This is a genomic window from Rhizobium ruizarguesonis, from assembly GCF_017357285.1.
In the GTDB taxonomy this organism is placed as follows: Bacteria; Pseudomonadota; Alphaproteobacteria; order Rhizobiales; family Rhizobiaceae; genus Rhizobium; species Rhizobium ruizarguesonis.
Window position 1 is genome coordinate 2,343,847 of record NZ_CP071678.1, and the last position, 14,464, is coordinate 2,358,310.

Consider the following 14,464-nt stretch of genomic DNA (forward strand, 5'->3'; position numbering starts at 1 on the left):
GTCATTTCGACACGCGATACCAAGAACGATTCGATCATCCCTGAGGCCGCCAAGCACAGGGACGATATGCGCGCGACTGTGGTCGTGCCGGTGCTGAAATCGCGCAGTCGCGGCGGCCAGAGTGAATCGGCCTCGACCCGCACGCCGGAAAGCCGTCTCGAAGAGGCGACGGGCCTTGCCCAGGCGATCGACCTCGATGTCGTCAATGGCTCGATCGTCCCGGTCAACGATCCGAGACCAGCCACACTGCTCGGCACCGGCAAGATCGAGGAGATCAAGGCGCTGCTCGATGAGCGCGATTCCGGTCTCGTCATCGTCGATCATCCGTTGACGCCGGTGCAGCAGCGCAATCTCGAAAAGGAATGGAACGCCAAGGTCATCGACCGGACGGGCCTCATCCTCGAAATCTTCGGCCGCCGCGCCTCCACCAAGGAAGGCACGCTGCAGGTCGATCTCGCCCATCTGAATTATCAGAAGGGCCGCCTGGTCCGAAGCTGGACCCACCTTGAACGCCAGCGCGGCGGCGGCGGCTTCATGGGCGGCCCCGGCGAAACCCAGATCGAAGCCGACCGGCGGATGCTGCAGGACCGCATCATCAAGCTCGAACGCGAGCTGGAGCAGGTCGTGCGCACCCGCCAGCTCCACCGCGCCAAGCGCCGCAAGGTGCCGCACCCGATCGTGGCGCTGGTCGGCTATACCAATGCCGGCAAATCGACGCTGTTCAACCGTATCACCGGCGCCGGCGTGCTGGCCGAAGACATGCTCTTTGCCACGCTCGACCCGACGCTTCGGCGTATGAAGCTGCCGCACGGCCGCACCGTCATCCTGTCCGACACCGTCGGCTTCATCTCCGACCTGCCGACCCATCTGGTCGCCGCCTTCCGGGCGACGCTGGAAGAGGTGCTGGAAGCCGATCTCATCCTGCATGTCCGCGACATGTCCGATGCCGACAACCAGGCGCAGAGCTCCGACGTGATGCGCATCCTGAACGACCTCGGCATCGACGAAGCCGAAGCCGAAAAGCGTCTGATCGAAGTTTGGAACAAGATCGACCGGCTGGAGCCCGAGGTGCATGATGCCATGATGCAGAAATCGGCCGGCGCCAGCAACGTGGTGGCGGTTTCGGCCGTCAGCGGCGAGGGCGTCGACACGCTGATCGAAGAGATCAGCCGCAGACTGTCAGGCGTGATGACCGTGGCGACGATCCGCCTTCCGGTCGACAAGCTGGCGCTGCTGCCCTGGCTTTACGACCACGCGATCGTCGACGGCCGCGAGGATAATGAGGACGGCACGATAACCCTCGATCTGCGCCTGTCCGAAACCGAGGCGACCGAACTCGAGCGCCGCATCGGCAACGGACCGAAGTCTTCAAAGGAAGATTGGGAGCGGTAAGGCGTTCCCTTCTCCCCTCGGGGGTCCGAAGGACGGGTCGAGACCCGTGGCTCGACCCCGGTCGGTGGGGGGCCACGGGGCACGCCCTTCATTGCCCTTCGCTTGCGCTCAGCGCAGTCGCTCCTGTCGTCGCTCACCCCCTCATCTGCCTGCCGGCATCTTCTCCCCGCCGGGGAGAAGGGAGATGTGGCAACGTCCCGCTCACTCAGCCCCCGACGTAACAGCTCTTTCAATCGCTTTCGCCGCCTGCCAGATTTCTTCCATGCGTTCGAGACTGGCTGCCTCCAGCGTCTCGCCTTCTGCTTCAAGAACTTGTTCTATATGACTGAACCGACGCCGGAATTTCGTATTCGTCCCGCGCAGCGCCTGCTCCGGATCCGCCTTCACATGCCGGCCGATATTGACGACCGCGAAGATCAGGTCGCCGAGCTCGTCGCTGACCTTTGCCTGATCGCCTTCGCGAAGGGCTGCCCGCAATTCGCCGATCTCCTCCTCGATTTTGTCGAGGATCGGCTCGGGCGCTGACCAATCGAAGCCGACCTTGGCGGCGCGTTCCTGCAGCTTCAGGGCTTCCGTTAGAGCCGGGAAGCTGCGCTGGACGGAACCGAGGAAGCCGCTGTTGAAGTCCTCGGTGATGCCGCGCCGTGACCGTCGCTCGGCGCGCTCGCGCTTCTCCGCCTGCTTGATCTCGTCCCATTGTCTCTTCACCGCGTCCGGCGTATCCGCCGGCGAGCGGGCAAAGACGTGCGGATGGCGGCGGATCATCTTGGCGGTGATGGCGTTGACCACGTCGCCGAAGGAAAATTCGCCAGCCTCCTCGGCCATGCGGGCGTGGAAGACCACCTGCAGCAGCAGATCGCCGAGCTCGTCGCAGAGGTCGTCCATGTCGCCGCGCTCGATCGCATCGGAGACCTCATAGGCCTCCTCGATCGTATAGGGCTTGATCGTCTCGAAACTCTGCACGATGTCCCAGGGGCAGCCGGTTTCGGGATGGCGCAGCGCCGCCATGATCTCGATCAGCCGCGAAATGTCTTTGGAAGGTTCCATGTTGCCTCGGTTCAGCAGGCTTCAGTTCAGGGGCCCTCAGTTCAGGGGCCCTCAGTTCAGGGGAATGTCGTTGGCGCTCTTCGACGACTGGTAGCTGGCAGACAGCGCGTCGTAGCGCGCCTTGATGCGGGCGGTCTGCGCCGTCAGTGCGGTCTTCAGCATAGCCTCTTCGGTCTCGACCAGATCGGCGATGGCAAAGCTGTTCCAGAAGGCGTTTTGCCTGCGGTAGCCGCCGGGTTCAAGCCCGAAGACTTCCTTCAGGATCTTCAAATCGTGCGGAATGGCGAAGGCGTCGCGCGAATCCTCATGGCTGAAGAAATAGTAGAAATTGTCGAAGCCCGCCCAGGTGATCGCCGACATGCACATGGTGCAGGGTTCGTGCGTCGACAGGAAGATCAGATCCTTGGTCGGCGGCTTGTCGCCAAGCTCGTAGAAGCGCTTCAGCGTATGCACCTCGCCGTGCCAGAGCGGATTCTCCAGCTCGTTATTGGTCTCGGCGACAACAAGCGAAAGATCGGATTTCCTTAAGATCGCTGCACCGAACACCTTGTTGCCAAGCGAAACGCCACGCTCCGTCAGTGGCAGGATATCCTCTTCCAGGACCGAAAGCAGGCGGGAGGCAATGGTCTTATCAGGCATGACGGCCCTCCAGTTTTCCTCAGTCTATCGCCTTGGCGGCGCGAGTGAAATGCGTGAAGCACCGGTGGACGTCTTTTGTCACAGGCTTTATACTGCACCGCAGCAAGCGGGCTGGGAATATGCGGCTTTTCGGCCGCACGGGTGACTTTTCTCAAATCACTGACGGCACGAGCAAAAGAATACCTGCTTGCTTGGGCTTTCGAATTTCTGTTCCTTCAATCCCTTGTCGATCAAGGGCATATTCCGGCAACTTCGAAGTGGATTGATGATGCCCCCCAAGACTGAACAGCTTTCGGTATTTCCCGCCTTCTTTCGCGTGGAAGGCCAGAAGACGGCTGTCTTCGGCAATGGCGACGAAGCGTTCGCCAAGGTGCGGCTGCTGCTGAACACTAAGGCGCGGATCGTTGCCTATGCCGACCGGCCGGAAGCCGATTACCACGCCTTCCTGATCGCCAACCGTATCGAGACCGTGCGCGCTGCCTTCGCAGGCGAGCAGGTCGAGGGTTCGGCACTCGTCTTCGCTGCCACCGGCAATGAAGCTGATGACCGCAGCATCGTCGATGCTGCCCGCGCTGCCAGAATTCCGGCCAATGCCGTCGATCAGCCCGATTACTGCGATTTCTTCACGCCGGCGCTGGTCAACCGCGCCCCCGTCGCCGTTGCGATCGGCACCGAAGGGGCAGGGCCGGTTCTGGCGCAGATGATCCGCGCGCAGATCGACCAGCTTCTTTCGCCTTCGCTCGGCCGCCTTGCCGGGCTGGCGACGAGCTACCGCAAGGCCGTCGAACAACTGATTCCAAGGGGCGTCTCCCGCCGGGTCTTCTGGCGCCGTTTCTTCTCCGGCGCCGTTGCCGATGCGGTCGCCAACGGCAATCTGCCGCAGGCCCGCCATGCCGCCGACCGGCTGTTGCACGCGATGGACAAGGTGGCCGGTCACGTCTGGCTGGTCGGCGCCGGTCCGGGTGCCGAGGATCTGCTGACGCTGCGCGCCCAGCGCGTGATGATGGAAGCCGATGTCATCGTCTATGACGCGCTCGTGCCGCAGGCGATCGTCGATATGGGCCGCCGCGATGCCGAGCGGCTTTCCGTCGGCAAGCGCAAGGGCTGCCATTCAAAGTCCCAGGAAGAGATCAACGACCTGCTGGTCGATCTCGGCCGCCAGGGCAAGCGCGTCGTCCGTCTGAAATCCGGCGATCCCCTGGTCTATGGCCGGGCAGGGGAAGAGATGGCGGCGCTGCGCGCTGCCGGCATCACCTATGAGGTCGTGCCTGGCATCACCTCGGCTTTCGCCGCCGCTGCCGATTTCGAGCTGCCGCTGACGCTGCGCGGCGTTGCCTCCTCGCTGGTCTTCACCACCGGCCATGATCTCACAGGCGACGTGCTGCCCGATTGGGCAAGCCTTGCCGTCTCCGGCGCGACGATCGCCGTCTATATGGGCCGCACGGTTGCTGCCTCCGTCGCCGAGCGGCTGATGCAGGCGGGCATTCCCGCCGAAACCACCGTCGCCGTCATCGAAAATGCCAGCCGCGCCGATCGCCGCCTGCTGCATGGCACGCTCGCCGATCTGCCCGATCTGCAGCACCGCGACGAATTAACCGGGCCTGTCATGGTCATTATCGGCGATGCGGTCGCCGGCGCCAATTTCGAACTGTCCGAGCCGCTGGTGCGCGCAAACGCCCGGCTCGAGGAACTTGCAAGGAGCTGAATATGGGTGACAAGGTTCTGACCGCCAACCGGCTGACGGACGGCATTGCCGTCTGGCTGGATGCGAATGGGAAGTGGTCCACCTCGCTGCAGGAGGCGCTCGTTGCCCGTCATGCCGAGGCCGTTGCGGCGCTGGAGGCGATCGGCAAGAAATCCTATGCTGACAACGAGGTCGTTGACGTCGCCGTCGTCGACGTTCAGGAAACCAACGGCATTCTCTGGCCGCTTCGCCTTCGCGAGCGCATCCGTGCGCAAGGCCCGACCATGGAATATGCCCCGGGCTACGCTCCTGCCGATCCCGAATTCATTGCAGTCTGAGGAAGACGATGTACCGTTACGACGAATTTGACCATGCCTTTGTTACCGAGCGCGTCGAGCAGTTTCGCGATCAGGTCGAGCGCCGCCTTTCCGGCGAGCTCGCCGAGGATGCGTTCAAGCCGCTGCGCCTGATGAACGGCGTCTACCTGCAGCTCCACGCCTACATGCTGCGCATCGCCATTCCCTATGGCACGCTGAGCGCGCGCCAGCTGCGCATGCTCGCCCATATCGCCCGTACCTATGACCGCGGCTATGGCCACTTCACCACGCGCCAGAACCTGCAGTTCAACTGGCCGAAACTGTCCGATATTCCGGATGCGCTTGCTGATCTTGCCAGCGTCGAGATGCATGCGCTGCAGACCTCGGGCAATTGCATCAGAAACGTCACCGCCGATCACTTCGCCGGTGCCGCCGCCGATGAGATCGCCGATCCGCGTCCTTACGCCGAAATCCTGCGCCAGTGGTCGTCGGTCCACCCGGAATTCTCCTTCCTCCCGCGCAAGTTCAAGATCGCCGTCACCGGCGCCGAGCGCGACCGCGCCGCAATCCAGGTCCATGATATCGGCCTGCACGTGAAGAAGAACGACAAGGGTGAGATCGGCTTTGCCGTTTATGTCGGCGGCGGCCAGGGCCGTACGCCGATGATCGCCAAGCTGATCCGCGACTTCCTGCCCGAAGAAGACCTGCTCTCCTACACCACGGCTATCGTGCGCGTGTACAATCTGCACGGCCGCCGCGACAACAAGTACAAGGCCCGCATCAAGATCCTGGTGCACGAAACCGGCACCGAGGAGTTGACGCGCCAGGTGGAAGCTGAATTCGCCGCGCTGAAGGATACCGAGCTCAAGCTGCCGGAAAAGGACGTCCAGTCGATCGCTGCCTATTTCGCGCCGCCTGAGCTGCCCGAGCGCGCCGAAGGCTGGGAAAACCTTGCCCGCTGGAAGAAGGCCGATTCCGGTTTCTCCCGCTGGGTCCAGCAGAACGTGCAGCCGCACAAGAACCCCGATTACGGCATGGTGACGATCTCGCTGAAGCCGATCGGCGGCATTCCGGGCGATGCCTCGGATGCGCAGATGGATGCGATCGCCGATCTTGCCGAGGAATATGCCTTCGACGAAATCCGCGTCAGCCATGAGCAGAACCTGATCCTGCCGCATGTGGCGCTCGCCGATCTCGAAGCCGTCTATCGCGGCCTCGTCGCCATCAATCTCGCCGAAGCCAATGCCGGCCTGATCACCGATATCATTGCCTGTCCCGGGCTGGACTACTGCGCGCTCGCCAATGCGCGCTCCATTCCGCTGGCGCAGGAAATCTCCCGCCGCTTCGGCAATGCCGAGCGCCAGGCAGAGATCGGTGAGCTGAAGATCAAGATCTCCGGCTGCATCAATGCCTGCGGCCATCACCATGTCGGCCATATCGGCCTGCTCGGTGTCGAGAAGAAGGGCGCCGAACTCTACCAGATCACGCTCGGCGGCTCCGGCGACGAACATACCTCGATCGGCGAAATCATCGGCCGCGGCTTCGAGCCGGACCGGGTGACGGACGCGATCGAGACGATCGTCGACACCTATCTCGGCCTGCGCCTCGATCATTCCGAGAACTTCCTCGCCGCCTATCGCCGTGTCGGACCGCAGCCTTTCAAGACCGCGCTCTACGGCTCGGCCGCCGAAGCGGCATAAGGAGGGGATGATGACGAAGATCTGGAGAGAAACCGGTTTTGTCGAAAACGATCCCTGGGTGATCGAGACCGACGAGGTGAAGGCGACCGAGGAGCAGAAGCCGCTGCTCGGTCTCGACGAACTGATCGCCAAGGCCGATGAAAGCAACGATGTCGGCCTCGGCGTGCTGATCAAGCCGGCCGACGATGTGCGCAGGCTGGAGCCCTATCTCTATCGCCTCGAAATCGTTGCTGTCGCCTTTCCGGCTTTCAACGACGGCCGCGCCTTCAGCCATGCCTCGCTGCTGCGCCAGCGCCTCGGCTACACCAATGAGCTGCGCGCCGTCGGTGACGTGCTGATCGATCAGGTGCCGCTGATGCTGCGCGTCGGCATCGACAGCTTTTCCGTCAGCAACGCGACGGCGCTGAAGCGACTTTCCGAAAACCGTCTTCCCGCCATTCCCCATCATTATCAGCCGGCGGTGCGTGACGCCGAAGCCGGCAAGGGCTATAGTTGGCGCCGTCAGGCGAAGCCGGCCGCATAAGCGACCGGTTCGTCGTTGCAGAGCATGTCGCGCAAAAGTGTGCGGCGGTTTTGCGATAACGACATGCTTTAGAATGACGGAACGCTAGCATGAAGAGATTCGAAGTGGCGGTGATCGGTGGTGGTCTCGCCGGCATGATCGCCGCAATCGCGCTGGCGCGCGGCGGCCGCAGCGTGGCGCTGGTGGCTCCCGTTGCTCCGAAGGAAGACCGGCGCACCACGGCGCTGATGGATCAGTCGATCCGCTTCCTCGATCGCCTGGCGCTCTGGGAAAAACTTCGCCCCGCAGCCGCTCCTCTGACCAGCATGCGCATCGTCGACGGCACCGACAGGCTGCTGCGCGCGCCGACCACCACCTTCCGCGCGGCCGAGGTCGGCCTTGATGCCTTCGGCTACAATTTCCCCAACAAGGCGCTGACCGGCATTCTCGAGGAGGCTGCCGCCGGCGAGGGCAATATCACCCGTTTCACCGATATGGCCGAATCGATCGACATATCAGCCGAGGCTGTCTCGATCACGCTGGCCGGCGGCGAGACGCTCTCGGCCGATTTTGCCGTCGGCGCCGATGGCCGCGGCTCGAAGCTGCGCGAAACCTCCGGCATTACCGTGCGCAACTGGTCCTATCCGCAATCGGCCATGGTGCTGAATTTCGCCCATTCGCTGCCGCACCAGAATATCTCGACCGAATTCCACACCAAACACGGCCCCTTCACCCAGGTGCCGCTGCCGGGAAGCCGCTCCAGCCTCGTCTGGGTGCAGGATCCCGCTGAGGCAACGAGCCGTATGGAATTGCCGCTTGCCGATCTCGGCGCCCTCGTCGAGGCGCGCATGCAGTCCATGCTCGGCAAGGTGAGCGTCGAAGACGGTGTCCAGGTCTGGCCGCTCTCCGGCATGATGGCGCATCGTTTCGGCAAGGGACGCATCGCGCTGATCGGCGAGGCCGCCCATGTCTTCCCGCCGATCGGGGCGCAGGGGCTGAACCTCAGCCTGCGCGATATCATGGCGCTCACCGATATCCTCTGCGAGAGGGCGGAATTGCCGGTGCCGGCTGATGCCGGCGAAAGCTTCGACCGCAGGCGCCGCGCCGATATCATGACGCGCACGGCAAGCGTCGATCTTCTCAACCGCTCGCTGCTCTCGGATTTCCTGCCGGTTCAGATGCTGCGGGCTGCCGGCCTGCATATCCTCTCGGCCATACCGCCGCTGCGCAACATCGTCATGCGCGAGGGCATCGAGCCCGGCCGCGGCTTTCGCGATATTCCGGATGCTCTACGGGAAAAGCTGAAGCGGAAGAAGGCCTGATCGGATCACGATCAGCCAGAGCGAAACCGTTACCACCGAAAACACCGTCGTGATCAGGATCGTCGCCGAGGCGCGCTCCTGCCAGACGCCATATTGCTGGCCGATGACGAAGACGTTGGTGGCTGTCGGCAGTGAGGCGAGCAGCACGGCCGCCTGGATCCAGACCGGCTCGAAGCCGCCGACTGCCGTGAGTGCGATAAAAACCGCGATCGGATGCAGGATCAGTTTCGCCGGCACGATATAGGAGATCTCGGCCGGGATCCGCTTCAGCGGCCGCAGCGCCAGCGTCACGCCCATGGCAAAGAGCGCGCAGGGAGCCGCCGCCTGGGCGAGATAATCGACGAGGCGCTGAAACGCCAGCGGCGGGTCGAAGTGCAAGGCAGCCACCGCAAAGCCAAGCGCCATCGACAGGATGAAGGGATGCAGCGCGACCTTTCGCACGATATCGGCGATGAGCCGGCGGGCTGAACGCTTATCATCGCCGGCCGCCGCCATCAGCGCCGGCGCCATGATGAAATGCAGCGCGTTTTCGAAGCAGATGATCAATGCCACCGGCACGGCCGCCCCTTCACCAAGCGCCAAGAGCGCCAGGCCCGGTCCCATGTAGCCGATATTGCCATAGGCGCCGGCAAAGGACTGGATGGTGCAATCGGCGAGCGAATTGCCGCGCACGACACGGCCGATGACGAAAAGCAGGATGAAGACCGCATAGGTCGCCGCGATATCGGTGGCGATGAAATCGACCCGCGTCAGCTCCTCGATCGGCGTGCGCGAGACGAGCTTGAAGAACAGAGCGGGCAGGGCGGCATAGATGATGAAGGTATTCAGCCAGCCGAGCGCTTCGGCCGGCTGCTTGGTCGCCTTGGCGGCGATGTAACCGATCAGGATCAGGCCGAAGAACGGCAAAAGCAGGCTGACGATATCGGCCAAGAGGTCTTCCAGAGCACGGGGATGATCGGCGGGTCAGGATCTGACTTAAGCAATTCCAGCAAAAGTGTGTAGCGGTTTTTCGTCCGGAATTGCGCAGAAACAAGAGCAATTCCAGCGAAACTGTGTAGCGGTTTTTGCGTTCGGAATTGCTCAAAAAACAAACCAGTAGAGCGTGGACTCATTCACGCGATGAGTACACGCTCTAAGATCCCAACCCAATAACCGATCAGTAGTCCCAGAAGGCCGCTACCCAGCGAAAGGCGTCGCCGTCGGCCGCCACCCGACCGACAGACGGGAACGGCAGGTGAGTGGCCACCAGCTGCTCGCCGGTATCCGCCAGTTCCCGCAGAAGACGGAGGCGAACGCGGACCGCCTCCTCGGGGTCGTGTTCGAAGCCATTGTACCAGTCGGGGTGTTCGAACCCGACCGCGAACACGGCGTCGCCGGCAAACATCAGCCTGTCGCCGCCGGACGCCAGGCGGATCACGCTGTGCCCGGGGGTGTGCCCGCCGGTGCGATGGACGACCACGCCCGGCGCCACCTCGTGCTCGTCATCGAACAGCCTGAACTGGCTGTGATACTCTTTGGCGAACCGCTTGGCGGTCGCCCGAAGCGCGTCCGGGAACCCCGGCGGCATGGAGACCCGGGAGAAATCGGGCGCCTCCCAGAACTTGACCTCGGCGGCCGCCACGTGGATCCGCAGGTCCGGACGCAACTGGTCCTTCACCCCGTCGACGAGCAGCCCGCCAATATGGTCCATGTGCATGTGGGTCAGCACCACGTCGGTCACCGACGCAAGATCGATGCCGGCGGCTTCCAATCGTTTGATCAGCTGCCCGGCCCGCGGCAGGTGCAAGTCCGGGTCGATCCCCAGCCCGGCGTCGAGGAGTATGGTCTGGTCGCCGCTGCGCACCACGACCACGTTCAGCGCCCAGTCGAAAGCGTCCACTGGCAGGAACATGTCTTTCAGCCAGGCCGCTCGGACGGCGGGGTCGATGTTGTGTCCCAGCATCGCGGTTGGGAGCGGTAGTACTCCATCGCTGACCACCAGCACCTCAATTTCGCCGACCTGCACCGCGTAGCGCGACGGAACCAATTCGTCGAGCCGAGGTCTGCCGGTGTGTGCGGTGTTTTCCAGGCTCATCTTTGTCTCAAGGTTCATGTTCGTCTCCTTCTGACCGCCGCCTTAAACACGGCATCGACGACGCTACATGGAGCCGTGTTTGCGATCGATTGGGTCGAGGGATAAGGACGGGTGGGGCCGAGGGACAGGGCAAGCCATACCACGGCATAGGTCCAGGCCCCCTTTTTACCGCCGGCGGCATGCTGATGAGCGCGGATGATCGAGCAATCGATAAGATGCAGCGCATGCGGCGAGCCGCTGCCATCGCCTCGAAAATCCGCGACCGGCAGTTGGGTGCGGAATCTAGCCGATCTGCATCAGGATCGGAAAGGTTTGCTGGAACCAGATCGCCACATTGCTGACCCATCCAAACAGGAAGGCGAGGCCGGTCAGCACGAGGAAGAGACCCATCACCTTTTCCACCGTGCCGAGATGGCGGCGGAAGCGCGACAGGAAGCGCATGAAGGCGCCGGAAAAGCCGGCGGCGATCCAGAAGGGGATGGCAAGACCGAGCGAATAGATGGCAAGCAGCCCGGCGCCGGAGCCGACCGTCTCGCGCGAGGCGGCAACGCCGAGGATGGCGCCGAGCACGGGACCGATGCAGGGCGTCCAGCCGAAGGCGAAGGCAAGCCCCATGACATAGGCGCCCGTCAGCGTTCCGGGCTTGCCGCCGTCCTGGAAGCGCGCCTCGCGGGTCAGCAGTCCGATTCGGAAGAGGCCGAGGAAATTCAGCCCCATGACGATGATGATCAGCCCGCCGATCTTCGACAGGAGGTCGAGATGCTGGCGAAGCGCCATGCCGATGCTGGAAGCACCGGCGCCGAGCGCCACGAAGACGGTGGCAAAGCCGAGCGTGAAGAAGAGGGCAGAGAAGAACACGCCGCGCCTGACACCGGGCGCGACCGCAATCGCACCGCCGCCGCGGAACTGCTCGACTGAAATTCCGGCCATATAGCAGAGATAGGGCGGGACGAGGGGAAGCACGCAGGGCGACAGAAACGAAAGCGCCCCGGCTATCAACGCGCTCCACAGGGAAATATCGGCAATCGACACGCATTCTCTCCGGCTGCAATCTGCGTGATGTTCCTAGCTTTGCAGCCAAGCGATTGCCAATCACCTTTTTGCGCGCGCAAGAAATCTGTCTCTGAGCCCGCAAGAAATGTGCCGAACGTTTGCAAAAGGCAAAATTTTCGGTTGACCGCAATGGGTCGCCTGCCTATGTTCCGCCCACTTCCAGCCGGGGTGGTCACACCCGCGGAGAGGGAGAGCGTAGCTCAGCTGGTAGAGCAACTGACTTTTAATCAGTAGGTCTCGGGTTCGAACCCCGACGCTCTCACCACAAATCCTAGTAATTTCAATCGTTTATGGCGGCAGCTAATTTCTCGTTACCCCAAATCGGGTCGGGGTAACGCAGGGGTAACGCGGCTACGGCCACCGTGCGCGCATTGTGGAGAGGATGCTTCTCATAATGCCGCTTGCTTGGACGTCGTAGTCGTTGATCATCTGCCGCAGATCAAAACTTGGGTGAGTCGTTTTGCCTGTTTGTTCGTCGTAATGCTCGTATTTGACTCTATCGTAGTTCCCGAACATCCGACCCATGAATGTTCGCTGCGGCGCTCGACGTGCGTTGCGATTTGCCGGGTGACCCGCGCACAGGTTTCGCTTATCGCGAAGTTCCGTCCAAGCCGAGCCTCTGGGAATGGTCAGGGCAGTTCCAGCAACAGCGGTATGCAGTTCGATTATGGCATCCTGCTGAATGACGACGGCCTGCATCACACCCCAGAACTCTATGTAAGCCAGCATGGGATCAGGCGAGAATTCGCGAGCCATGTGGATGTAAACGGCTTCCGCCGTGTCCTGTATCAGGTACATCGACGTGTAGTAGGCAGCATACGCGTCCCTGTTCGCATCGAGAAAGAAGTACTGCGCACCGGCTGACGAGTTGTGAAACTGATCGTAAATGTGACTTCGTAGGGTTTGAATATTTTTCATTGACGCGAGTCCCCTCGCGTGGGTTCTAGCCCAAATGCCGATCTTTCACCACTAGATCAGCCGCCGGACGGCGTCACCGGCCTTGTCCCACACGCGGCGCAGCGCGGCGGCGTGGTCGTCCTGCATGGAGAAGAACGCGCGGTGGGGTAGGGCCTCGGCAATAGCCTTCCAGTTCATGCCCGCAGCACGGCGCACGACCACCTCCCTAAGCGGCGGCAGCAGCGCATTCACCACGGCGACAATCTCCTCGGCGGCATCTTCCATGTGGCGGCGCTCCACCCGGCGGGCGTTCGCGTCGGTCTTGTCGGCGTCGCGAACTAGGTCCATCCAGGCCTCACCCAGCTCGGCCGCAAGTTGCTGGAATACCGCATGGTTCAAGACGAACTGCCGCTGCCAGCTTGCCCGCGCCATGCCGGGACCAACAATCCGTTCGCTGTGCATCCGGGGGAGGACGACGCCGTAAACCAGCCGCAGCGCCTTCTCGGTGCGGCGCAGTGGATCGTCGGGCGTGATTCTAGCTGGGCGGTCGGGGTCGCGGTCCGCCCTTATGCGACTTGGAGGGCGAGCCCTCTGTGTGGCCATCGGTCAGTTCAGATTCTTCAGCCGGGCTACCTCGGCGGCGAAGCCCCCGGCCTCGGTGCGCTGCGGTGCGGCGTAGGCTTCGCCGTCCTCGGCGATCCAGTTGACGGCCGCCATCTCGGCTTCCTCGCGTCCGCGCCGCCCTACGATGACCACCTTGCCATCCTTGATGCCGAACTTGTGCTGCGACATGAACAGCGCCACGGCACCGGGCATAAGCTCTGGCTTGACGAACCGGGCTAGCTGCTCCCGCACCGTCTCGACCACCCGCCGCCGGTTGCTCTCGTCCTTCAGCTGATTGTTTTCGCCGCGCAGCTTGTTATCCTCCAGCGCCCTGGAGACGTTGGCCACCAGCGCGTCACGCTGGGCGTGGTCCAGCTTTAGGCGGTCTCCGTTCTGCTTATAAAAGTCCCGCAGACCCTCAGGAACGTCTTCGATCGAGCTGATTTCCTCTGGCATTTCCTGCGCGCTCGTCAGCACGCCCTCAAGATCGATGTCAACCTTCATTGCTCTACTCCTGTGCGATTGCGGCTGCGATGGCTTGCTCGGCTGCCTGTGCGTTGGCGGCTGCCTCGGCGATTTGGGTTGCCGAGCCGGTCGTCGCGGTGGCGATGTACCCGATGAACGAGCGCCCGCTCCGCTCCGTGGCATCAAGCGCAGCGGTGAGACGCCTACGGCGCGCGGTTTCCTCGGGATGGAACGTCTCGCGGTAGCGGTGGCGGACCATGTCGTAACGGGCCTGACTCAGGCCGACTAGCAGGGCGGGGCCGCGCAGCACGGCGGCAATAATGGTCGTGTCCATTTCGGCAAATGCCTTGCCGATAGCCTCATCGCGGGCCTTTTCCTGCATGCCGGCCAACCGCGCCCGAATCTCCGCTTCCAGCCCGGCAGAGAGTTGATCGCGAAGAGCCGGGGGTGTGCTGGTGAGAGCGTCGATCTCTTCGATCTGCCGCTGCACGAGCGCCTTGGCCTCGTCCAGCTTCTTCGCCGTGGCTTCGGCCAGCTTAAGAGCATTGTCCCTCAGCTTGAGCCGGGCGGCATCCGGCGACATTAGCCGGTCCTTGGCAAGCGTATCGGCATAGCCTGCAAGAGACTCGCTATTGATCCGCGTAGTGCGCACGGCGGTAGCGAGCGAGGCAATCGCCGCGTCTTTCTCCACTTCGCCGCTGGGCGCGCGGGCATAGTGCTGCTCGACGGCAGCCTCGTGAATGTCTTGCGGTGGTTTGAGCTTCATCGT

The 14,464-nt window shown here is 62.8% G+C and carries 15 protein-coding genes and 1 tRNA gene; 7 read left to right on the forward strand and 9 right to left on the reverse strand.

The features are described from left to right. Nucleotides 1–66 precede the first annotated feature (66 nt). Complete coding sequence (gene hflX / locus J3P73_RS11675) at nt 67–1,392, forward strand: GTPase HflX (protein WP_130691691.1); 1,326 nt, start codon at nt 67–69, stop codon at nt 1,390–1,392. 201 nt (nt 1,393–1,593) lie between these two features. Here the strand turns inward: hflX and mazG are convergent, their stop codons facing one another. Beyond that, the gene (mazG, locus tag J3P73_RS11680) at nt 1,594–2,439 is read right to left on the reverse strand and encodes a nucleoside triphosphate pyrophosphohydrolase (protein WP_130691693.1); all 846 of its coding nucleotides are present in this window, start codon (nt 2,437–2,439) and stop codon (nt 1,594–1,596) included. A 51-nt stretch (nt 2,440–2,490) separates the two neighbouring features. After that, nucleotides 2,491–3,078: a deaminase gene (locus tag J3P73_RS11685; protein ID WP_024321912.1), complete on the reverse strand. Its 588-nt coding sequence runs from the start codon at nt 3,076–3,078 to the stop codon at nt 2,491–2,493. Between the two features lie 268 nt (nt 3,079–3,346). Between J3P73_RS11685 and cysG the strand changes: the two genes are divergently transcribed. The 5 genes from cysG to J3P73_RS11710 all read left to right on the forward strand — a co-directional run bounded on the left by cysG (nt 3,347) and on the right by J3P73_RS11710 (nt 8,603). Further along, nucleotides 3,347–4,783, forward strand: a complete 1,437-nt coding sequence (cysG, locus tag J3P73_RS11690; protein WP_130691695.1) for a siroheme synthase CysG — start codon at nt 3,347–3,349, stop codon at nt 4,781–4,783. Between the two features lie 2 nt (nt 4,784–4,785). Then, the gene (locus J3P73_RS11695; RefSeq protein WP_011651871.1) at nt 4,786–5,100 is read left to right on the forward strand and encodes a DUF2849 domain-containing protein; all 315 of its coding nucleotides are present in this window, start codon (nt 4,786–4,788) and stop codon (nt 5,098–5,100) included. 8 nt (nt 5,101–5,108) lie between these two features. Then, nucleotides 5,109–6,779 (forward strand): nitrite/sulfite reductase, encoded by a 1,671-nt coding sequence (locus J3P73_RS11700; RefSeq protein ID WP_130691697.1) that lies wholly within the window; start codon nt 5,109–5,111, stop codon nt 6,777–6,779. A gap of 10 nt (nt 6,780–6,789) precedes the next feature. Then, nucleotides 6,790–7,302, forward strand: a complete 513-nt coding sequence (locus J3P73_RS11705) for a DUF934 domain-containing protein (RefSeq protein WP_130691699.1) — start codon at nt 6,790–6,792, stop codon at nt 7,300–7,302. Between the two features lie 89 nt (nt 7,303–7,391). Next, on the forward strand, nt 7,392–8,603 hold the full coding sequence (locus tag J3P73_RS11710; RefSeq protein ID WP_130691701.1) for a UbiH/UbiF family hydroxylase: 1,212 nt from the start codon (nt 7,392–7,394) through the stop codon (nt 8,601–8,603). Here J3P73_RS11710 and J3P73_RS11715 read toward each other — a convergent pair. The 3 genes from J3P73_RS11715 to J3P73_RS11725 form a co-directional block, all read right to left on the reverse strand. After that, on the reverse strand, nt 8,571–9,533 hold the full coding sequence (locus J3P73_RS11715) for an AEC family transporter (protein WP_130691703.1): 963 nt from the start codon (nt 9,531–9,533) through the stop codon (nt 8,571–8,573). The genes J3P73_RS11710 and J3P73_RS11715 overlap by 33 nt on opposite strands. 226 nt (nt 9,534–9,759) lie before the next feature. Further along, the gene (locus J3P73_RS11720) at nt 9,760–10,695 is read right to left on the reverse strand and encodes an MBL fold metallo-hydrolase (protein WP_130691705.1); all 936 of its coding nucleotides are present in this window, start codon (nt 10,693–10,695) and stop codon (nt 9,760–9,762) included. Nucleotides 10,696–10,959: 264 nt separating this feature from the next. Beyond that, on the reverse strand, nt 10,960–11,709 hold the full coding sequence (locus J3P73_RS11725) for a cytochrome c biogenesis CcdA family protein (protein ID WP_018484762.1): 750 nt from the start codon (nt 11,707–11,709) through the stop codon (nt 10,960–10,962). A gap of 210 nt (nt 11,710–11,919) precedes the next feature. On the opposite strand from J3P73_RS11725, the gene J3P73_RS11730 reads away from it, so the two are divergent. After that, nucleotides 11,920–11,995, forward strand: a tRNA-Lys gene (locus J3P73_RS11730). Nucleotides 11,996–12,081: 86 nt separating this feature from the next. Here the strand turns inward: J3P73_RS11730 and J3P73_RS11735 are convergent. From J3P73_RS11735 to J3P73_RS11750, 4 genes are read right to left on the reverse strand one after another with little or no spacing between them, the layout of a single operon-like run. Next, nucleotides 12,082–12,648 (reverse strand): hypothetical protein, encoded by a 567-nt coding sequence (locus J3P73_RS11735; protein WP_207579975.1) that lies wholly within the window; start codon nt 12,646–12,648, stop codon nt 12,082–12,084. 51 nt (nt 12,649–12,699) lie between these two features. After that, the gene (locus tag J3P73_RS11740; protein WP_207579976.1) at nt 12,700–13,230 is read right to left on the reverse strand and encodes a hypothetical protein; all 531 of its coding nucleotides are present in this window, start codon (nt 13,228–13,230) and stop codon (nt 12,700–12,702) included. Nucleotides 13,231–13,233: 3 nt separating this feature from the next. Then, a complete protein-coding gene (locus tag J3P73_RS11745; protein WP_207579977.1) occupies nt 13,234–13,734 on the reverse strand; it encodes a hypothetical protein in 501 nt (166 codons plus the stop codon). 4 nt (nt 13,735–13,738) lie between these two features. Continuing rightward, nucleotides 13,739–14,461, reverse strand: a complete 723-nt coding sequence (locus J3P73_RS11750) for a hypothetical protein (RefSeq protein WP_207579978.1) — start codon at nt 14,459–14,461, stop codon at nt 13,739–13,741. Nucleotides 14,462–14,464 lie beyond the last annotated feature (3 nt).